This is a genomic window from Pseudomonas sp. RIT-PI-a (assembly GCF_001187875.1).
In the GTDB taxonomy this organism is placed as follows: Bacteria; Pseudomonadota; Gammaproteobacteria; order Pseudomonadales; family Pseudomonadaceae; genus Aquipseudomonas; species Aquipseudomonas coleopterorum.
In genome coordinates this window covers 846,688-865,184 of sequence record NZ_LGIR01000011.1, presented here as the reverse complement: position 1 = coordinate 865,184, position 18,497 = coordinate 846,688, and the positions used below count along the sequence as shown (strand labels likewise).

Annotated in this window: 17 protein-coding genes; 7 read left to right on the top strand and 10 right to left on the bottom strand. The window is 61.0% G+C overall.

Features of this window, described 5'->3' with window-relative positions; translation table 11 throughout:
* Positions 1 to 3 precede the first annotated feature (3 nt).
* Positions 4 to 804 (bottom strand): AraC family transcriptional regulator, encoded by an 801-nt coding sequence (locus AC788_RS06135; RefSeq protein WP_049859713.1) that lies wholly within the window; start codon positions 802 to 804, stop codon positions 4 to 6.
* A gap of 315 nt (positions 805 to 1,119) precedes the next feature.
* Positions 1,120 to 2,079 (bottom strand): DNA replication terminus site-binding protein, encoded by a 960-nt coding sequence (locus tag AC788_RS06130; protein ID WP_049859712.1) that lies wholly within the window; start codon positions 2,077 to 2,079, stop codon positions 1,120 to 1,122.
* Between the two features lie 115 nt (positions 2,080 to 2,194).
* On the opposite strand from AC788_RS06130, the gene AC788_RS21260 reads away from it, so the two are divergent.
* Positions 2,195 to 2,347 carry a DUF2256 domain-containing protein gene (locus tag AC788_RS21260; protein WP_082223581.1) on the top strand — a complete coding sequence of 51 codons (153 nt, stop codon included), beginning with the start codon at positions 2,195 to 2,197 and terminating at the stop codon, positions 2,345 to 2,347.
* 9 nt (positions 2,348 to 2,356) lie between these two features.
* Here AC788_RS21260 and AC788_RS06125 read toward each other — a convergent pair whose 3' ends face one another.
* Positions 2,357 to 3,358 (bottom strand): LacI family DNA-binding transcriptional regulator, encoded by a 1,002-nt coding sequence (locus AC788_RS06125; RefSeq protein WP_049859711.1) that lies wholly within the window; start codon positions 3,356 to 3,358, stop codon positions 2,357 to 2,359.
* A 193-nt stretch (positions 3,359 to 3,551) separates the two neighbouring features.
* Between AC788_RS06125 and AC788_RS06120 the strand changes: the two genes are divergently transcribed.
* From AC788_RS06120 to AC788_RS06110, 3 genes are read left to right on the top strand one after another with little or no spacing between them, the layout of a single operon-like run.
* Positions 3,552 to 4,724: a Gfo/Idh/MocA family protein gene (locus AC788_RS06120; protein ID WP_049859710.1), complete on the top strand. Its 1,173-nt coding sequence runs from the start codon at positions 3,552 to 3,554 to the stop codon at positions 4,722 to 4,724.
* Positions 4,721 to 5,800 (top strand): sugar phosphate isomerase/epimerase family protein, encoded by a 1,080-nt coding sequence (locus AC788_RS06115; protein WP_152965709.1) that lies wholly within the window; start codon positions 4,721 to 4,723, stop codon positions 5,798 to 5,800. The genes AC788_RS06120 and AC788_RS06115 overlap by 4 nt, the downstream gene beginning before the upstream one ends.
* Before the next feature lie 52 nt (positions 5,801 to 5,852).
* Positions 5,853 to 7,076 carry a nucleoside permease gene (locus AC788_RS06110; RefSeq protein WP_049859709.1) on the top strand — a complete coding sequence of 408 codons (1,224 nt, stop codon included), beginning with the start codon at positions 5,853 to 5,855 and terminating at the stop codon, positions 7,074 to 7,076.
* Between the two features lie 14 nt (positions 7,077 to 7,090).
* Here AC788_RS06110 and AC788_RS06105 read toward each other — a convergent pair whose 3' ends face one another.
* From AC788_RS06105 to AC788_RS06080, 6 genes are all read right to left on the bottom strand, one after another.
* A complete protein-coding gene (locus AC788_RS06105; RefSeq protein ID WP_049859708.1) occupies positions 7,091 to 8,704 on the bottom strand; it encodes an ABC transporter ATP-binding protein in 1,614 nt (537 codons plus the stop codon).
* The gene (locus AC788_RS06100) at positions 8,697 to 9,518 is read right to left on the bottom strand and encodes an ABC transporter permease (protein WP_049859707.1); all 822 of its coding nucleotides are present in this window, start codon (positions 9,516 to 9,518) and stop codon (positions 8,697 to 8,699) included. Before AC788_RS06100 ends, AC788_RS06105 begins: the two co-directional genes overlap by 8 nt.
* A 3-nt stretch (positions 9,519 to 9,521) precedes the next feature.
* Positions 9,522 to 10,517, bottom strand: coding sequence for an ABC transporter permease (locus AC788_RS06095; RefSeq protein ID WP_049859706.1), 996 nt, complete (start codon positions 10,515 to 10,517; stop codon positions 9,522 to 9,524).
* 5 nt (positions 10,518 to 10,522) lie between these two features.
* Positions 10,523 to 12,067, bottom strand: coding sequence for an ABC transporter substrate-binding protein (locus tag AC788_RS06090; RefSeq protein ID WP_049859705.1), 1,545 nt, complete (start codon positions 12,065 to 12,067; stop codon positions 10,523 to 10,525).
* Positions 12,060 to 12,986, bottom strand: coding sequence for a homocysteine S-methyltransferase family protein (locus AC788_RS06085; RefSeq protein ID WP_049859704.1), 927 nt, complete (start codon positions 12,984 to 12,986; stop codon positions 12,060 to 12,062). The genes AC788_RS06090 and AC788_RS06085 overlap by 8 nt, the downstream gene beginning before the upstream one ends.
* 279 nt (positions 12,987 to 13,265) lie before the next feature.
* Positions 13,266 to 14,180, bottom strand: a complete 915-nt coding sequence (locus tag AC788_RS06080; protein ID WP_049859703.1) for a LysR family transcriptional regulator — start codon at positions 14,178 to 14,180, stop codon at positions 13,266 to 13,268.
* A 104-nt stretch (positions 14,181 to 14,284) separates the two neighbouring features.
* Between AC788_RS06080 and AC788_RS06075 the strand changes: the two genes are divergently transcribed.
* Positions 14,285 to 15,163, top strand: a complete 879-nt coding sequence (locus AC788_RS06075) for an MBL fold metallo-hydrolase (RefSeq protein WP_049859702.1) — start codon at positions 14,285 to 14,287, stop codon at positions 15,161 to 15,163.
* Positions 15,164 to 15,369: 206 nt separating this feature from the next.
* Positions 15,370 to 15,954, top strand: a complete 585-nt coding sequence (locus AC788_RS06070; protein WP_082223580.1) for an AAA family ATPase — start codon at positions 15,370 to 15,372, stop codon at positions 15,952 to 15,954.
* Here AC788_RS06070 and AC788_RS06065 read toward each other — a convergent pair.
* Positions 15,949 to 16,851, bottom strand: a complete 903-nt coding sequence (locus AC788_RS06065) for a helix-turn-helix domain-containing protein (protein ID WP_049859701.1) — start codon at positions 16,849 to 16,851, stop codon at positions 15,949 to 15,951. The two genes, AC788_RS06070 and AC788_RS06065, sit on opposite strands and share 6 nt — an antisense overlap.
* Before the next feature lie 306 nt (positions 16,852 to 17,157).
* Here AC788_RS06065 and AC788_RS06060 point away from each other — a divergent pair, with 306 nt between their 5' ends.
* Positions 17,158 to 18,468: an ABC transporter substrate-binding protein gene (locus AC788_RS06060; RefSeq protein WP_049859700.1), complete on the top strand. Its 1,311-nt coding sequence runs from the start codon at positions 17,158 to 17,160 to the stop codon at positions 18,466 to 18,468.
* Positions 18,469 to 18,497 lie beyond the last annotated feature (29 nt).

The window sequence follows — 18,497 nt, the reverse complement described above, 5'->3', positions numbered from 1 at the left end:
ATGTTATCTGCGGGCACGCACGCAATGGGTTTTGAGCCAGGCCTTGGGCGTACAGCCGGTATGGCTGCGGAAAGCCTTGTAGAACGCCGAAGTGGAATTGAACCCGGCACGCTCCGCCAAGGCGTCGATGGGCGCGTCTTCACCATGACGGGCCAGGTGTTCAAGCAGGTACGCCAGGCGTGCCTGGGTGACGTAGCGGTAGAAGCTCTGCCCCAGTACTTGATTGAGGAGGTAGGACAACTGGTTGCGGCTGTAGCCGGTAGCGCTGGCGATTCGCGCAAGGTCCAGGTCGGGGTCCAGAAAGGGCTGCTGTCGGGCGAAATAGTCGACCAGGTCCCGTGCCATGAACCCCAATTGGCGTGTCGAGAGCCCCAGCTTGCTGATGGCAGGGGCCTGACGCCCGGCCTGCGGTTCGCCGTCGCGGACCAGCGATGCGTATTCATTTATCCGCAGGATCAGGCCATCACAGACCGTGATCGCTTCGCTGGTGCGAAACACCACACGCTCGCCACTGCCTTTCAAGGCCGTCTGGTACTGAATGAACGCGGTGCAGCCGTCCGCTCGGATGCGGTCGTTGTGCTCGAGATACTCATCGGGATGACGCGGCAGGGTGCTGGAGACGTAGGCACGCAACTCGGCCAGGCCCATGCTTCGATTCTGAAAGAAATCGTTGTACTGCACCTGAGGATGGTAGATCGCAAGAATCGCCTCAAGATCACGACGCTTCCACGCCAAGTGGTAGCGCAGCACCACCTCAAGGGTGAGTGCTGTCTGTTCGGCAGTGTCGGGCGGGACGATGGACATGAGTTGAGGGGCCTGATGGCAGGGCAGGCTAGTTTAGCCATTAAGAATCGAGCGCAGCACATGGCACGTCAATCGGTGAGCAGTAATAACATCATGGCAGGCAGCCCCAGCGTCTTCAATCTACTCTTCGCGTTCCGTGAGCATAGAAGGGGCCGCCATCGCGCTTGACTGAGATCCCGCGCTGCAATGATTACCTTAATCCAATAACAATAACATCATGACATTGAAGCCGTTTTAGATGACCCATAAACCGCGTTCACAGCCTGGTTAACAACAGAAAGCGCACTTGAGTTCTGTTCCCAGTCCAAACCTTTCTCAATGCTCTTCCGACTTCTTGGGCATCGGTCCATACACACGATGCTCTTGCTTGTAGCGGAACAGGTTCATCGCTTCCACATATGGATCATCTTCCAGCAATGCCAGGCGGGTGTTTTTCTTCACCAGGATCTTCGGCTCGTAACTTTGAAGCGGTTTGACCTTCGGCGCTGGCTGGCCTAGTTCGTAGACGAAGGGGACCGGTGCAATGATCGGCTTCACTTTCGCGTCTGCATTGCGAACCCGCGCGCGAATATGAGGCTGCACCAATCGACGAATCGCGACCTGTTCGCTCGGGTCGAGCTTGGCCAGCATGTCGATGCCGTAGAGCAGGGCGTTCTCGGCCGCAGCTTCCGAGGAGTGATGCACGGTCGCTTGTTTGTCGCGGTATTGATCGAGCAACTCTTTCCATTCTTCGATCAAGTCGCCGGCCATCTTGCGTGCGCCGGAAGAGCCGGTGTCATCCCAATAGAAGTTGATGACCTGGGGATCGGTAAGCACATGGGTCAAGCGCAAAGCCTGTTTGGGAACGATGCCGTTCCCGCGGCCCTTGAAGCGGCCCCAGACATTGCGGCGGTCGTTGGTCTTTTCGATGGCCCCGATCAACTTGCCCAGCTCGCTACGAGTGACGTTCGTCTGCAGGATCTTGTCGATGGCCGCGCGGGGCAGGGCGATCACACCGGGTACACGCAGCGTTTCCCGTGGGTGCTGGCCAACTTTGACCCAGATACTGGTGAGTGCTTCGAACGCCGCGTGTACTGCCTCATCGCCGTAGAGCGTACGAACTTCAATCGGTTCATTGCGCACCGCATCCTCGGGCCGGAAATCCAGGCCGAACATGACATCGACATGGGCTTGATCCCTGAAGGCCCGCAGCACTTCGCCCAGCTCCATCAACTCGGACTGGAGCCGGTTGACCATGGCGACGGCCGCGCTCGTTTGGCTAAGATGCAGGTCCATACGTTTGTCCAGGTGATGGGCGGATGGCGCATTCTAGCGAGGTACTGTGGTTCTATACAGCCTCTGATGATTTTCGGATCGGGATGATTTCGGTGCTGGTCGATGGAGACAGTGTTTGAAAAAGAGTGAACTACCGGTAAAGCACTGCGCCACATGTGGTCTGCCCTTCACTTGGCGCAAGAAATGGGAAAGATGCTGGGATGAAGTTCGTTATTGCTCGGAGCGGTGTCGACGGCAGAAAAAGTCCGCGTCGGCCTCGAATCAATAACGGGCATCATCAGCCCGCTACCCGAGCGGTGCTCTGCCGGATCGTCAGCTGATAGGGCAAGGTCACGTGCCGTGCCGCCAGCGGGCGTTTCTCGATCAGGCTGATCAACATCTCTACCGCCTGCTGGCCGAACTGTTCGGCCGGCTGGGCGATGGTCGTCAGCGGCGGATCGCAGTAGGCGGCCAGTTCGATGTCGTCGAACCCGGCCAGTGAAACGTCTTGAGGTACGCGCAAGCCCATTTCCCTGATCCGTTTCAAGGCGCCGATGGCCATTTCATCGCTTTCGCAGAACAGTGCGGTGGGGCGCTCGGGCCCAGCCAGCAACTGCAGCGCACCGTCATAGCCGGCTTTCAGACTGAAATCGCCTGGGCAGATCATTGCCGGGTGGGGTGCGATGTCGGCTTCGCGCAGCGCCGCTTCGTAGCCCGCGCGGCGGTCGTGAGTCAGCGGGCTGTCGGCCGGTCCGTTGATCAAGCCGATGCGTCGGTGGCCCAGGTCGAGCAGGTGCTGGGTGACGGCTTTGGCAGCCGCTCGGTTATCCAGGCTGACGGTTGGATGACGACCGCTTTTCAGCACCTCGCAGGCGTTGACGATGGGCGGCACGTCCGAGAGCCCGCTGGTTGAAGCGAACGGGTCGTAGGCGCGCAACTGCAGAACCCCGTCGGCTTGATGGGCGTGTACCAGCTCGGCAAATTCGCGCTCGGTGGCTTCGCACCCCAGGGTGTCGCACAGCAGCACGCGATAGCCGGCGGCCTGGGCGGCTTTCTGGGCGCCGCTGATGACGCGGGCAAAAAAACCGTTGGCAATGTTCGGCACCAGAACGACCAGGTTGAACGTGCGCCGCGAGCGAAACTGCACGGCCATCAGGTTGGGTCTGTAGCCGGCCTGTTCCACGGCGACGTTGACCCGGTCACGGGTCTCGGGCAGCACTCGCTCCGGGGACTTCAAGGTGCGCGATACCGTCGCCACCGAAACCCCGGCCAGACGCGCCACTTCACGAATGTTCGACAAGTCCACCTCGTTTCTCGGGAATACCTAGGCGAAGCTTACCGCAGTTCGCGGTAGGGTCCGGGACCGATTTTCAGCGGCTGTCCGTTTGACAGAGCACAGTTTGGCGCCTAGATTCGATGTAAGGATGTAACCGGTTACATCGGCTGGTTGCGTATCGTACGTCAGACAGGTAACTGCTTTGAGGCTGGGTTTCATGCACAAGACAAGAATGGGGTTCGTCGGCGGTGGAGAGGGTTCTTTCATCGCCAAGGCACACCGTCAGGCCGCCGCGCTGGACGGGCGTTTCGAACTGGTGTGCGGCGCCTTCAGTCGCGATCCTTCGAATAACCAGCGGACGGGCAATGCCTTGGGGCTTCAGCCGGCGCGTACCTACGCGGACTGGCAACAGATGATCGAAGCCGAATCACGGCTGCCCAGTGACCAGCGCATGCAACTGCTGGTCAACGTCACGCCGAATCATCTTCATGCCCCGGTCGCTCGGCGGGCCATTCAGGCAGGCTTTCACGTATTCAGCGAGAAGCCCGCCGCGTTGAACCTGGCCGAGTTGCAGGCGCTCGATCGCGTGCTGCTCGGCAGCGATCGCCTGTACGGTCTGGCCCACGTTTACCTGGGTTACCCCATGGTCTGGGAAGCCCGTGAGTTGGTGCGCAACGGCGGGATCGGCAAGGTGCGCAAAGTCATCGTCGAATACCCCCAGGGCTGGCTGAGCCAAGACATCGCCCGCGATGGCAACAAACAGGCCGACTGGCGTGACAACCCGGAACAGTCCGGTATCGGCGGCTGCATCGGTGACATCGGCACCCATGCGTTCAGTCTTGCCGAGTTCATCGCCGATCAGCAGGTGCAATCCCTGAATGCCATGCTCGGCTCCCATATCGAGGGCCGCCGGCTGGACGACGATGCCAGCATGCTGTTCAAGATGAACGGCGGTGCGAGCGGCGTGCTCATCGCCAGCCAGGTCTGCGCCGGCGAGGAAAACCCGCTGAAAATCCGCATCTACGGCGAGCAAGGCGGACTGGAATGGCGTCAGGAAGAGCCGTCCAGCCTGATCCATCGCTCGCTGGATCAGCCCATGCGTGTGCTGCGCTCGGGCCTCGGACAGCCGTGGCTCAGCGCTGCGGCAACACGACGGATGCGTCTGCCGGCCGGTCATCCCGAGGGTTACCTGGAGGCGATGGCCAATCTCTACGTGGATTTCGCCAATACCATCCAGGCTGGTGGCGGCGGCAACCAGGCGCCGGGCGTGCCGGGCATGGAGGTGGGTCTGCGTGGAATGGCCTTCATCGAAACCGCCATCGCCAGTCATCGCAGCGATGCCAAGTGGACCGAGATGGTCTGTCCTCTGCACTCACGGAGCCTTTCATGATGAACGTTGCAACCGAACACGGACTGCGTGGACCGGGCATATTTCTGGCCCAGTTCATGTCGGACCAAGCGCCTTTCGACAGCCTGGCCAACATCGCCAGCTGGGCCGCATCCCAGGGGTACAAGGCCATTCAATTGCCCACGCTGGGCACTCGCTACATCGATCTGGAACGAGCCGCGCACAGTCAGACGTACTGCGACGAACTCAACGCCATTTGCGCAAACGCCGGCGTCCAGATCAGCGAGCTGTCCACCCATCTGCAAGGTCAACTGGTGGCGGTGCATCCGGCTTTCGATGCGGTGTTCGACGAGTTTGCGCCGGTCCACGTGCGCGGTCGGCCCGAGGCCCGTACGCAATGGGCCAGCGACCAGCTCAAGCTTGCTGCCCGTGCCAGCCAGCGGCTGGGTCTGAAAGCCCACGCGACCTTTTCCGGTGCGCTGCTGTGGCCCTATGTCTACCCGTGGCCGCAGCGGCCAAAGGGTCTGGTCGAACAAGGGTTCGCCGAACTCGCCAGGCGCTGGCTGCCCATCCTCGATTGCTTCGAAGACGCTGGCGTTGACCTGTGCTACGAGATCCACCCCGGCGAAGATCTGCACGATGGTGCTTCGTTCGAGCGTTTTCTGCAGGCGGTCGACCACCATCGGCGGGCCGCAATTCTCTACGACCCCAGCCACCTGCTGCTGCAGCAGATGGACTATCTGGGCTTCATCGACTGCTATCACGCGCGCATCCGCATGTTCCATGTCAAGGATGCCGAGTTTCGTCCCGATGCGCGCGCGGGTGTCTACGGAGGTTATCAGGATTGGGTCGATCGGCCTGGACGCTTCCGCTCCCTGGGCGACGGTCAGGTGGATTTCAAATCGATCTTCAGCAAGTTGACCCAATACGGATTCGATGGCTGGGCCGTGCTGGAGTGGGAATGCTGCCTGAAGGATTCGGCGCAAGGCGCAGGTGAGGGGGCCGCGTTCATCGAGCGCCACATGATCACACGCACCCAACGGGCCTTCGACGATTTCGCCGGGGTGTCTGCCGATGTTCATTCCAACCGGCGATTACTGGGCCTGCCTGAAGACTGAAATCTGCGAGCCTTCGACCGACACCTGCCATAACAATAAAACGGTGAGTGCAATGAAAACCATGAACGCGCGATTGAGCGTGATGATGTTCCTGCAGTTCTTCATCTGGGGCGGCTGGTTCGTCACCCTGGGTACTTTCCTGGCGACGGGACTGGGGGCAAGCGGCGGCCAGATTGGCCTGGCGTTCTCCACACAATCGTGGGGAGCGATCATTGCGCCGTTCGTCATCGGCCTGATCGCCGACCGCTGGTTCAACGCCGAGCGCATCCTGGCCGTGCTTCATCTGCTGGGCGCTGTGCTGTTGTATCAGCTGTATCGAGCAGCGGATTTCGCCACGTTCTATCCCTATGTCCTGGCCTACATGATTGCCTACATGCCCACCCTGGCCCTGGTGAACTCGGTCGCCTTCCGGCAGATGCAGGATCCGGCGCGGGAATTTTCCCGTATCCGAGTATGGGGCACGATCGGCTGGATCGTGGCCGGTCTGGTCATCAGCATGGTGTTCGCGTGGGATTCGGCGCCAGGCATTGCGGGCGGAGCACTGCGCAATACCTTCCTGATGTCGGCCATCGCCTCTCTGCTGCTCGGTTTCTACAGCTTCACGTTGCCCGCCACCGTGCCCCTGCAAACCAGCGGCGAGCGCCGGGGACTGCGCCAGGTGTTGGGCCTGGATGCACTCGGGTTGCTGAAGGATCGCAGCTATCTGATCTTCTTCCTGGCCTCGATCCTGATCTGCATACCGTTGGCGTTCTATTACCAGAACGCCAACCCGTTCCTGGCCGAGATCGGTTTCGCCAATCCCACGGCAAAAATGGCGATCGGGCAGGTGTCCGAAGTGCTGTTCATGCTACTGCTGCCGTTGTTCATTGCCCGTTTCGGGATCAAGATCGCGCTGCTGGTGGGCATGCTCGCCTGGGTGCTGCGCTACGTGTTGTTTGCTTACGGCAGTGGCGGTGAGGCGGTCGCGCTGCTGCTGATCGGCATCGCGCTGCATGGCGTCTGCTACGACTTTTTCTTCGTCTGTGGGCAGATCTACACCGATGCCAAAACCCCCGAGCGCTTTCGCAGCTCGGCACAGGGGCTGATCACGCTGGCCACCTATGGGCTGGGCATGCTGATCGGGTTCTGGGTGGCGGGGAAGGTGACCGACCACTACGCATCGGGAACGCTGCATGACTGGCGGAGTATCTGGCTGTTTCCGGCCGGGTTCGCAGCGGTGGTGCTTGTAGGGTTTTGCCTGATGTTCCGGCCCGAGCGGCGCGTGCAGGGGCTATGAACGGCATTAAACAGTCACCCGGCCATTTGCATCAGCCAGTCCTGCCGCATCTGCGGCACGGCTTCGACCAGGCGCCGTGTGTAGTCGTCGAGCGGTGCGCTGAGCGCCTCGGCCATACGGCCGTGCCGAACAATGCGTCCGTCGTGCAGCACGGCGACCTCGTGGGCAATTTCCCTGGCGACGTGCAGGTCATGGGTGATGAACAGATAGGACACGCCCGTTTCACTTTGCAGCCGTCGCAGCAATGCCAACACGTCCAGGGCAACCAGTGGGTCGAGGGCCGAGGTCGGTTCATCGCAGATGATCAGGGCGGGTTCTGCAGCCAAGGCACGGGCGATGCAGACGCGTTGTTTCTGCCCACCGGAAAGGGTGTGCGGAAGTCGCTTCGCAGTGTCCGCAGGTAGGCCGACCTGTTCAAGCAGTTCGGCCACGCGCCGTTGCCGTAGCGGTCGGCTCAGCCTGGTGAATGTCTGCACGGCGCGCTCCAGTTGATCGCCGATGCAGAGTCTGGGGTTGAGTGCGTTGTCCGGAATCTGATGGACCATCTGAATCTGTTGCAGATGCTCACGGGTCCGCCGACTCAGGCTTGGGTGCAACGGCTGGCCGTTGAGCGTCATCGACCCGCCCACGTCGCCGAGCAGGCCACAGATGGCTCTGCCCAAGGTGGACTTGCCTGATCCGGATTCACCGATCAGCGCCAGCGTGCGGCCTTGGCACAGGCTCAATGAGAGGTCGTTGAGCACCGGTCGCTGCCGGTAGCTTGCGGTCAGCGAGCGGATGACCAGCAACTCAGCTGCTGCGGCATCTGTGCTACCCAAGGTGCGACCCGCGCGCCCGGCATTGAGCAGATCCTGGGTGTAGCCCTGCGCCGGACGCTGGAGGATTTGCTCGGTGGTGCCATGCTCCACGCATCGCCCATGACGCAGCACCATGATCTGGTCAGCCAGTTGTGCGACCACCGCCAGATCATGGCTGATATAGATAGCCGCAACACCTGCCTGGCGAATCACCTGAGCGATCGCTTGCAGAATCCCCAGTTGGGTGACGACGTCCAGTGCCGTGGTCGGTTCGTCGAAAACAATCAGTTGCGGCGAACTGCACAGGGCCATGGCGATCATCGCCCGCTGCAGTTGCCCGCCCGAGACCTGATGCGGGTAGCGTGAAAAGAACGCCTCAGGCTGCGGCAGCGAGAACTGGGCGAACAGCTCCAGCGCCCGCGCCTTGGCGGTTTGTGCGTCCATCAGCCCGTGCAGTTGCGCGGCCTCGATCACCTGGGCTCCGATGGTAAGGGCTGGATTGAACGCCGATCCGGCGGATTGAGCGACGTAGGCAATGCGTTTGCCGCGAATCCGGCGCAACTCGGGTTCCGACAGGTGCAGAAGGTCGCGCCCTTCGAACAAGATACGTCCGCCGGCAACTGCCATGCCTTCGCGCAGATGACCGAGCAGTGCCTGCCCGATGGTCGACTTGCCCGCCCCCGATTCGCCAATCAAGCCTAGTACTTCGCCTGCCTCGAGGCTGAAGGAGACGTCGTCGACCAACAGCCGTTCAGGCTCGCCCTTGGCAGCGATCCGCAGCTGCTCGACACGCAACAGCGGCGCCGTTGCAACCGGTGTGAAATCAACCATGGTTGCGCGCTCCCCATTGGCGGGTGTTGGTCCTCAACAGCCAGTCGGCCAGGCTATTGATGCACAGCGCCAACGCGGCGATCGCCGCGCCGGGCACCAGCGCTGCCCAGACCCCGAACAGGACACCGTCCTTGTTGTCCCGGGCCAGGCCACCCCAGTCAGCGGTGGGTGGCTGGATACCGAGACCCAGGAACGACAGCGCGGAAAGAAACAGCAGAATGAACACGAAACGCAGGGCGAACTCGGCAATCAGGATCGGCAACGCATTGGGCAGGATCTCCCGCAACAGAATCCAGCCCAGGCGCTCACCGCGCATGCGCGCCACATCGATGAACTCCATGGCGGCGATGTCTACGGCCACGGCGCGGGCCACGCGCAGAATACGGGTGGCCTCCAGCACCCCGAGCACGAGAATGATCACACCCAGGGTCTTGGGCAGCGTTGCCAGAATGACCAACGCCAGAATCAACGTGGGTATGGCCATGAGCACATCGTTGACCCGCGAGATCAGTTGGTCGATCCACCCCCCTGCAGCCCCAGCGATGAAACCCAGCGTCGTTCCACACACGAAGGCCACCACCGCCGCGGCGGCGGTCACCGACAATGACGTGCGCGTACCCCAGATCAACCGTGACAGCAGGTCGCGACCCAGGTTGTCGGTGCCCAGCGGTGCCAGCGCCGACGGCAGGTCCCATGCGGAGCCGATCACCTGATCGGGGGAGTGAGGTGCCAGCCAGGGCGCGAGGAGGGCGACGACAACGAACAGGCTCAAGCCAACGATGCCGGGCAGGTGAACGATTCTTGGAGCGGGCATGGACTAGTTTCCGTGGCGTAGGCGGGGATTGGTCAACAGCGCAATCACATCGGCGAACAGATTGAGCAGGATGTAGATGGCCGCCAGGACCAATGCACAGCCCTGTACGACGGGTACGTCGCGCTTGGCGATGCTGTCGACCAGGTATTGGCCCAGGCCGGGATACACGAAAACGTTCTCCACGATCACCACACCCACCATCAAATAGGCCAGGTTCAGCACGATGACATTGATGATCGGTCCCCAGGCGTTGGGCAGCACATGGCGCCACAACACCCGCATCGGCGAGAGACCCTTGAGCACGGCGGTGTCGACATAGCTGCTGCGCTGGGCGCTGAGCAATGCTGCGCGGGTCATGTTGCTCATGTGGCCGAGCACGGCCAGCACCAGCGTGGCACCGGGAAGCGCGATCGCCAGCAACCGCTGCGACAACGGCATGCCCAGTTGCACGCTGCTGTTGCTGGGCAGCCAGGCAAGGGTCATGGAGAAGACGAAGATCAGCAGATAACCCGAGAAAAACTCCGGCAAGGCCACGGTCATACGACTGAACAGGTTCAGCAGTCCGTCGATCCAGCCACCGTGAAAGCGGACCGAAACCAGACCCATGAGCAGCGCCAGGGGCACCGCCACCAGCGCCGTGCTGCCGGCCAGGAACAAGGTGTTCTGCAGCCGTTCCGAGAGCGCGACGGAAATGTTTTCCCGTGAAGTCAGGCTGATGCCGAAATCGCCCTGCAGGATTCCGCCCAGCCAGTGCAGATACCGCCAGCCCGCTGGCTGATCCAGCCCCAGTTGCAGCTTCAGCGCCTGGATGGCCGCAGGGGTCGCGGATTGACCGAGGATCGCGGTGGCGGTATCGCCGGGCAGCAGGTTCAGGCCGATGAAGATCAACAGCGAAGTGGCCAGCAGCATCGCCAGGCCGACCGCCAGCCGTCGCACGATCATGCTCGCCAACACGCTTTGCCCTTCTGCGCCTACGCTAACCGGCAATGTCGCAGGCATGATGGCTATCCTTCCAGCCAGACTTTTTCGGCGGCGCGGTTGCCGCTCAGCGGCACGCCAGGCACCGACTTGAAGCCCTTCACATTGCTGCGCGTGGCCGCCAGCGCGTCGGCGTACAGCGGGATGATTTCACTGCTCTGATCCACCAGCATCAGCTGGATGTCGTGGTAGATCTGGCGGCGCTTGTCTTCATCGGCTTCGCCGCGCGCAGCCTTGACCAGTTGATCGAACGCCGGGACCCGCCAGGCCGATTCGTTCCACGGCGCATTGCTGGTGAACACCATGGACAGCAGGGCATCGGCAGTGGGCCGCGCGCCCCAGTTGGAGGTGCAGAATGGCTTCTTCAGCCAGGTATCGGTCCAGAAAGCGTCGTTCGGTACGCGTTCGATGGCCAGGGGAATGCCGGCTTTCTGCGCCGACTGCTGATACAACTGGGCGGCATCCACCGCCCCCGGAAAACCGGCGTCTGCCGCGTGCAGCGTGAGCGGTCCGGCGAAGCCCGCCTTTTGCCAGTGAAAGCGCGCGCGATCGGGATCGTAGGGCCGTTGCGGAATGTCCTTGGCGAAATACCGGTTCGAGGGGAAGACCGGGTTGTCGTTGCCCACCGAGCCATAGCCGCCCAGCACCGTGTCGATCAGCTGTTGCCGATCCACGGCGTACTTGAGCGCCAGTCGCCCATCAAGGGAATCGAACGGCGCGACATTGGCCAGGCCCGGCAGCGTGAAGATCTGGCTGTCCTTGTCGCGGATCAGCTGGATCGACGGCATCTTTTCGATGCGACCGACAATGCGTGGGTTGACCCGATTGATGATCTGCACCGAACCGCTGACCAGCGCCGCCACCCTTGCGGTCGAATCATTCATGGCCAGGGTTTCGACCGAATCGACGTGGCCGCGGGAAGGGTTCCAGTGATTGGGATTGCGCCTGACCAACATGCGCACCCCCGGCTGGAAGTTTTCCAGGATGAAGGCCCCGGTACCGATGGCTTTTTCGAAAGGTTCGTTTTCGGCAGTGATCACGAAATGGACCGCCGAAAGCAATGCGATGAACTCGACGTTCGGATCTGCCAGCGTGATGGTGACTTCGTGCTCGGCGCTGGCCCGCAGGTCCGTGACCGGCTCCAGATACACCTTGACGGGCGACGACGATTTCTCGTCGCGGTGGTGATTGAGCGACCACACGACGTCCTTTGCGCTCAACGACCGGCCGTCATGGAATTGCACGCCTTTACGGATGTTCAACACCCATTTGCGGCCACCGTCGGCGCTGGACCAGGATTCGGCGAGTGAGGGAACTATGGCTCCGGTGTCATCGACTTCCACCAGCGCGTTGAACAGCTGGCTGCCGGTGACGTACATCCAGCTTTCGAACCAGAAGGCAGGGTCGAGGCGGTCGGTGGTGGAGGCGTTGTCCAACCCGACCACCAGATGCCCGCCTTTTTTCGGTTCCAGGCTGTCCTGTGCGAAGCCTCGCAAAGGCCAGGCAGAGGCCATCGCCGCCGTCATGGCCGCCGCACCGGTGCCCTTGATGAAAGAACGACGATCAAACATGCAAGGCATCCTGTGCAGCGGGGGCAAGGTCAGCGTCGACCAGGGCGCTCGACAGCGCGTGAATGTGTTCCGGGCCGATGCCACAGCAACCGCCGACGATACTTGCCCCTTGGGCGACCCACTCCTGAGCCCAACGCAGATAGTTGCCTGGCTCGGTGTCCCGCCGCATCGCACTGAGGCCGACGTTGGCCCCACGTTTCTGATCCGAAGGTTCGAAGGCGTTGGCATAGATGCCCAGCGCGGAATTGCTCTGGGTGCCCGCTTCGAGCAGGGCCGCACTCATGACTTCAGGCGGGCTGCAGTTGAACAGAATGGCCGCCGCGTTCAGCTGCGTCGCAGCCGCGACGGCTGCAGTGATGCTTTCCCCGGAGCGCAGTTGAGCTTTGCCCTGAGTATTGAGTGCATCATCCAGGGTGAAGGAAAACCAGCGCGGACGTGGGTCGTCCTTGAGCAGATCGGCGACCAGCCGCACCTCGGCAATGGAACTCTGGGTCTCGGCCAGCCACAGATCGACCTGATCACTCAAGGCATCGATCAGCACCTGAAGAATCCTGGCCGCCTGCACCGGCTCGAACAGATCCGGACGATACGAGCCCAGCGCAGGAGGTAACGACCCCGCAACCCGAACGCTCTGCGCGCTGGCATCGGCCGCATCGCGAGCGATGGCACCCGCCAGGCGCGCCAGGGCCGCCCCATCGCGTTCGAAGCGCGCATCGCCGATGTGAAAGGGCACCACGGCGTAGCTGTTGGTCGTGATGATCTGCGCACCGGCCTCGATGAAAGCGTCGTGGGCCCGCCGCACATATTCAGGTGCCTCGATCAACGCCAGTGCCGACCATTCCGGCTGCCGAAACGGTGCGCCATTGCGCGACAACTCACGGCCCATGCCGCCGTCGAGAATTTGAAGCTGTTTGGCCATTGTTGGTATCCGAGATCCAGATAAGAAGTAGGTCGGTCCTGCAGCACCGATAGATAAGTGCTGTATTAACGCGTAGGGGTCCGACACAAAGAGCAGCGATAGTGTGTTGAAGCCGCCGCCATACAAGGCGTGCTTAGATTGAATAGAAATATAAATGCTGCTGCAACTTCCATGGTGGAATAGCGAGCTGAGTTTTAGCTATATATTGAAGTGCTGTTTGCTGAGCAACAGTGATTCAACACTTTGCGATGTAGCGGATCATATTTTCGCTATTAACGATTAGCGTGCGACCACTGCGCTATCCCACGCAGGCTCTTCCGGAAACCGTACGACCAGAAAATCCAGCATCGCGCGCAATACCGCCGATACATGCCTGCGAGACGCATACACGGCATGGATGCTCAACGTCATGGGCTGGTAGTCGGGCAACAGGGCGACCAACTCTCCTTTGCGAACAAGAGGCGCTGCCAGGTAGGTCGGCAACAGCGCGACGCCTGACCCGCACAACGCGGCCTGCAAGGTCGTGACGGAGTCGTTGGTGCTGACATTGCCATTGACTGCAACACTGCTGGGCTCGCCGTTGCGGGTGAAATGCCACAGGCTGCTGCCGTGATAGGAATGCGTCAGGCAATTATGCAGGGAAAGGTCTTCGATCGTTTTCGGCTCAACGTGGGTTTTCAGATAGCTGGGCGCGGCGCAGACCACCGAGCGGCAGGTGGTCAGCCGCCGTGCGATGAGGTTGGGGTCAAGCTCGTTGGTGATGCGAATCGCCAGATCCACGCGCTCGTCGACCAGATTGACCGTGCGATCGAGCAGCTGCATGTCGATCCGTACCTTGGGGTAGCGTGCGACGAATTCGGTAACGGCCCCAGTGAGCTGGGCCTGTCCGAACGAGGTGCTGGCCGTGATGCGCAGCAGTCCTTCGGGCTCGTCTTCGGGATGAGTCGCGATCGCCTGCATGTCCTCGGCCAGGTCGAGCATTCGCCGGCACAGTGGCAGCATTTGCGCGCCCACTGCGGTCAGGGTCAGGCGCCGCGTCGTGCGGTGCATGAGCCTGGCGCCTGTCCAGTCCTCGAGCTCCGCCAGAAACCTGGAAATCACCGGCCGTGAGAGCCCGAGCTTATCGGCGGCAGCCGTCTGACTGCCGCAGTCCACGACGGTGACGAAGGCTTGCATCGCCAACAACTTATCCATGATTAGGTCTATTTCTCGAAACAAATATGCAGCAAATCTACTGTTTTTCGAGCGATAAATCTCATCTAACCTCCATCCACCTCAACCTTCGAGATGGAATGTCCATGATCCACTTCATCGCACGACGTGTGTTTGCCAGCCTGATCCTGCTGGGAGGCGCAGGCGCGGCCCTGGCCGCAGAACCTCTGCGCGTAGAGGTCTACAATCCGGGCCCGGAGGCGATTTTTCCGGTGTCCTCGGTAATCGTCACCGGCGAGAAAGAGGCCGTTTTGGTCGACGCACAATTTGCCCGGCCGCAGGCCGAAGAACTGGTCAATCGCATCCACCAGAGCGGCAAAACACTGACTGCCATCTACATCAGTCACGGCGATCCCGATTACTACTTCGGCCTGCAAACCATCACCGAGGCCTTTCCCAAGGCAAGAGTGCTGGCGACCGCGCAGACCGTCGCGCACATCAAGCAAACCAAGGACAGCAAGCTGGCCTATTGGGGCCCCCAAATGGGGGACGGCGCTCCAGGCAAACTCATCGTGCCGCAGGTGCTGGAAGGCAACCGTCTCGAACTGGAAGGTCGACAGCTGCAGATCATCGGCCTGGACGGCCCACAACCCGAGCGTACCTTTGTCTGGATACCGTCAACGAAAACGGTACTCGGCGGCGTTGTGCTTTCCAACAACATCCACGTCTGGATGGCCGACACACAAAGTGCGAAATCCCACGCCGACTGGCTGGCCACGCTGGCCCATATCGAGAAACTCCAGCCTGTAACTGTCATCCCCGGCCACTTTCTGCCCGGTGAACGCAAGCCAATCGACGCGGCACGCTTCACGGCGGACTACATAAAAACTTTCGATGCCGAAACAGTCAAAGCCAAAAACTCGAACGCATTGGTCGCGGCGATGAAGGCGCACTATCCGGCGTTGGGCGATGAGTCGTCACTGGAACTCAGCGCCAAGGTCGCCAAGGGGGAGATGGAGTGGTAGTTAACAAGCGGACCTATTAGCGCCACAGCAAGTTGACCTGGCTGGGTGTGTTTGGCGGAACAAAGCGTGGTTCAGGTGTTGGATATTGGACAGTAGACAGGCGATGCCTCGCCGATTTCATGGGCGTCAGGACGGCATGTTTTTTGTACACGCTTTCTGTACAGTAAAACGCAACATTGTCCCGCTCATGGGAGGCATCATCTTCAATGACACGAACTTTCGCCCTGTCGGGCCTGACCCATGTTTGTGCGTTCGGATCCGAGGAGCAATTCCATAACACCAACGGCGGCACCGCCGGTCTTCCAATAGTGATCAATCCCGATGATTTCCTGGAAACCGAGTCTGGCAGGCAGTTCACGCCGGAAAGGAATCGTCGTGCGTGGAAGCTCGCCTATGCGCGCTTGAACGAAGCGCTGTCGAAAGCGGCCGAAGGCACCCATGTTTATCTGGTGATGGGCGTGCAGGGGGCGGGCAAGTCTCGCTGGGTGTCCGAGAATCATGGCCGGTTGGGTGAGCGGGCAGTCGTGTTCGATGCGGCGCTGCCTGCGCAACGGCACCGGGAAAAGCTACTCGCCATTGCCCGCACGCATCAGGTTCCAGTCATCGCCGTCTTCGTGAAGGCTTCCCTGGAGCTTGCCCGAGCCCGGAATGCCCAACGCACTGCTGACAAGCGCGTTCCCGAGGAAGCCTTGCACAGCGTGTTCCAGATGCTCGAACCCCCTACGCAGGAGGAAGGGTTCGTTTGGGTACAGACCATTGAGCAAACCGCGAGCTTGCCCGCGTCGCTATAGAGCGTGCGGGCGAGCGCGCCGATAGTCACTGGGCGTCTGGGCCATTTCGTGGCGGAAGTGGCGATTGAAGTTGGAGACATTTTCGTAGCCCACTTCAAAGCAGATTTCCGCCACGGAGAGCTGGGTCTGGACGAGCAGCCGACACGCGCGCTGGATTCGGAGTTTGCGCATCAGGTCGATGAAACCGTGGCCGGTGATGCGTTTGAAGAAGCGCGAGAAGCCTGCCTCGCTCATGCCGACGCGCGCGGCGATGGTCGAGAGGCGCAGATCGGTTGTGAGCTCGTTGATCAGGTAGTCGAATGCCTGATTGATACGTTGCGAACTGCGTGCGTCCAGCGATGGCGAGTAAAAGGCGCTGGCCAACACTCGAACGTCGCGCTTGGGCGCTCTGGCCAACGTGGACAGCAATTGCATGAACGCAATCAGCCGCTGCAGCCCCTGGGCCTTACCAATGCCCTCCAGCAAGGCGGCCGCTTGCAAGGCAGTGCTGCCGGTAAATTCGATGCCGCGTCGTGCCTGTGCCAACAGGCCGTTCAGATCTGAAAGTTCAGGCAGCGAGCCACGCAGGTTGAGCAGGGCCGCGCCATCGAACTGCAGGACCACGTCACGGCCGTAGATGTGTTCACCGGGCGCAACGTCGCCCATCCAGTCATGGGGAAGGTCCGGCCCGATCAGCGCCACATGCCCTGCGCCGAAGGGGCCAATGTAGTCACCCGCCAGAAGCTTGCCGCTGCCTGCTCGGATCAGGTGGATTTCATACTCGGGATGATGGTTCCAGCGGGCGAGCTCGTAGGGGTAGTCGTGCTCATACCAGCGGAAACTCTGGTCAGGGCCAGGCAGGATGACCTCGAGATCGGCGGGCCGATGCTCGAACAGGGCAGCGCGGTTATCAGGCATCGAGTGCCCCTTTTTTGTTTGTGGTGCGGATCGAGTACAGCGGCTCCAATTCACGCACCATACGCTGACCCTGCCCTGAGCAGCTAGTCCCTGCGTTGCGCCGGTTCAATACTTTTTTGATCGCACGCGTCGATGGATAGGACGGTCAAAAAAGTATCGAAATGACGTTCGCCATTCGTTTGAGCGGGAATATCGGGGGTGATCTAATCGGCTCGTACAGCGCTGCGGCCACGGCACGATCCGCGCGGCGATGGTCGACAACAACAATAACAGCTCCGGTCGAATCGGCCGGGAGCGGAGAGCCCCATGAAGATTACCCCTGCGCTAATTCTTTCGGCTGGTCTGTCAGTCGCCTTCGCCAGCCATGCTGCCGAGACCCTGACGATCGCGACGGTCAACAACGGCGACATGATCCGCATGCAGCGGCTGTCGAAAATCTTCGAGCAGCAGAATCCCGACATCAAACTCAACTGGGTCGTTCTCGAAGAGAACGTGCTGCGCCAGCGCCTGACAACCGACATTGCCACCCAGGGTGGCCAGTTCGACGTGTTGACCATCGGCACCTACGAGACACCACTGTGGGGGACCAAGAACTGGCTGGAACCCATGCAGAATCTGCCGGCCGACTATGATGTCGATGACATCTTCCCTGCAGTCCGCCAGGGTCTTTCGGTCAACGATACTCTCTACGCATTGCCGTTCTATGGCGAAAGCACCGTCACCTACTACCGCACCGATCTGTTCAAGGCCGCGGGCCTGACCATGCCGGAGAAACCGACCTGGTCTCAACTGGGTGAATTCGCCGCCAAGCTCAATGATCCGTCCAAGGATCAGTACGGCATGTGCTTGCGAGGCAAAGCTGGCTGGGGTGAAAACATGGCATTGCTCAGCACCATGGCCAACGCCTTCGGGGCGCGCTGGTTCAACGAGCAATGGCAGCCCGAACTCGATAGCCCAGAGTGGAAAGCCGCGGCGAATTTCTACGTCGATACGCTGAAGAAATACGGCCCTCCCGGCGTATCCAGCAACGGTTTCAACGAAACGCTGGCGTTGTTCAACAGCGGCAAGTGCGCGATCTGGGTGGATGCCAGCGTGGCGGGTTCGTTCACCACCGACAAGGAGCAGAGCAGGGTGGTCGACAGCGTGGGCTTCGCGCCTGCGCCCACCGAGGTCACCGACAAAGGCTCGTCGTGGTTGTACGCCTGGTCGCTGGCCATTCCCGCCACCTCCAAGCACAAGGCGGCCGCCAAGACGTTCGTTACCTGGGCAACTTCCAAAGCCTACATCCAGTTGGTCACCGAGAAGGATGGCATCACCAACGTTCCGCCTGGCACGCGCCTTTCGACCTACAGTGACGCCTACCTGAAGGCGGCCCCATTTGCCGAAGTCACCTTGCAGATGATGAAGCACGCCGATCCTTCCAACCCGTCAGCCAAACCGGTGCCGTACGTGGGCATCCAGTACGTGGTGATTCCGGAGTTTCAGTCGATCGGCACCTCCGTGGGCAAGCTGTTCAGTGCAGCGCTGACCGGGCAGATGTCGGTGGATCAGGCACTGGCATCTGCTCAGTCCACTACCGAACGCGAGATGAAGCGCGCGGGCTACCCCAAGAAGTAATCCGCCCACGATACCCGCCGGCCCGACGC

Excerpts from the sequence above, each read along its gene's own strand:
- AC788_RS06060 (WP_049859700.1), top strand. The coding sequence starts at position 17,158 with ATGAAGATTACCCCTGCGCTAATTCTTTCGGCTGGTCTGTCAGTCGCC.
- AC788_RS06120 (WP_049859710.1), top strand. The coding sequence starts at position 3,552 with ATGCACAAGACAAGAATGGGGTTCGTCGGCGGTGGAGAGGGTTCTTTC.
- AC788_RS06105 (WP_049859708.1), bottom strand. The coding sequence starts at position 8,704 with ATGGTTGATTTCACACCGGTTGCAACGGCGCCGCTGTTGCGTGTCGAG.
- AC788_RS06095 (WP_049859706.1), bottom strand. The coding sequence starts at position 10,517 with ATGCCTGCGACATTGCCGGTTAGCGTAGGCGCAGAAGGGCAAAGCGTG.
- AC788_RS06130 (WP_049859712.1), bottom strand. The coding sequence starts at position 2,079 with ATGGACCTGCATCTTAGCCAAACGAGCGCGGCCGTCGCCATGGTCAAC.
- AC788_RS06100 (WP_049859707.1), bottom strand. The coding sequence starts at position 9,518 with ATGCCCGCTCCAAGAATCGTTCACCTGCCCGGCATCGTTGGCTTGAGC.
- AC788_RS06090 (WP_049859705.1), bottom strand. The coding sequence starts at position 12,067 with ATGTTTGATCGTCGTTCTTTCATCAAGGGCACCGGTGCGGCGGCCATG.
- AC788_RS06065 (WP_049859701.1), bottom strand. The coding sequence starts at position 16,851 with ATGCCTGATAACCGCGCTGCCCTGTTCGAGCATCGGCCCGCCGATCTC.
- AC788_RS06080 (WP_049859703.1), bottom strand. The coding sequence starts at position 14,180 with ATGGATAAGTTGTTGGCGATGCAAGCCTTCGTCACCGTCGTGGACTGC.
- AC788_RS06075 (WP_049859702.1), top strand. The coding sequence starts at position 14,285 with ATGATCCACTTCATCGCACGACGTGTGTTTGCCAGCCTGATCCTGCTG.
- AC788_RS06115 (WP_152965709.1), top strand. The coding sequence starts at position 4,721 with ATGATGAACGTTGCAACCGAACACGGACTGCGTGGACCGGGCATATTT.
- AC788_RS06110 (WP_049859709.1), top strand. The coding sequence starts at position 5,853 with ATGAAAACCATGAACGCGCGATTGAGCGTGATGATGTTCCTGCAGTTC.
- AC788_RS06085 (WP_049859704.1), bottom strand. The coding sequence starts at position 12,986 with ATGGCCAAACAGCTTCAAATTCTCGACGGCGGCATGGGCCGTGAGTTG.
- AC788_RS06135 (WP_049859713.1), bottom strand. The coding sequence starts at position 804 with ATGTCCATCGTCCCGCCCGACACTGCCGAACAGACAGCACTCACCCTT.
- AC788_RS06070 (WP_082223580.1), top strand. The coding sequence starts at position 15,370 with ATGACACGAACTTTCGCCCTGTCGGGCCTGACCCATGTTTGTGCGTTC.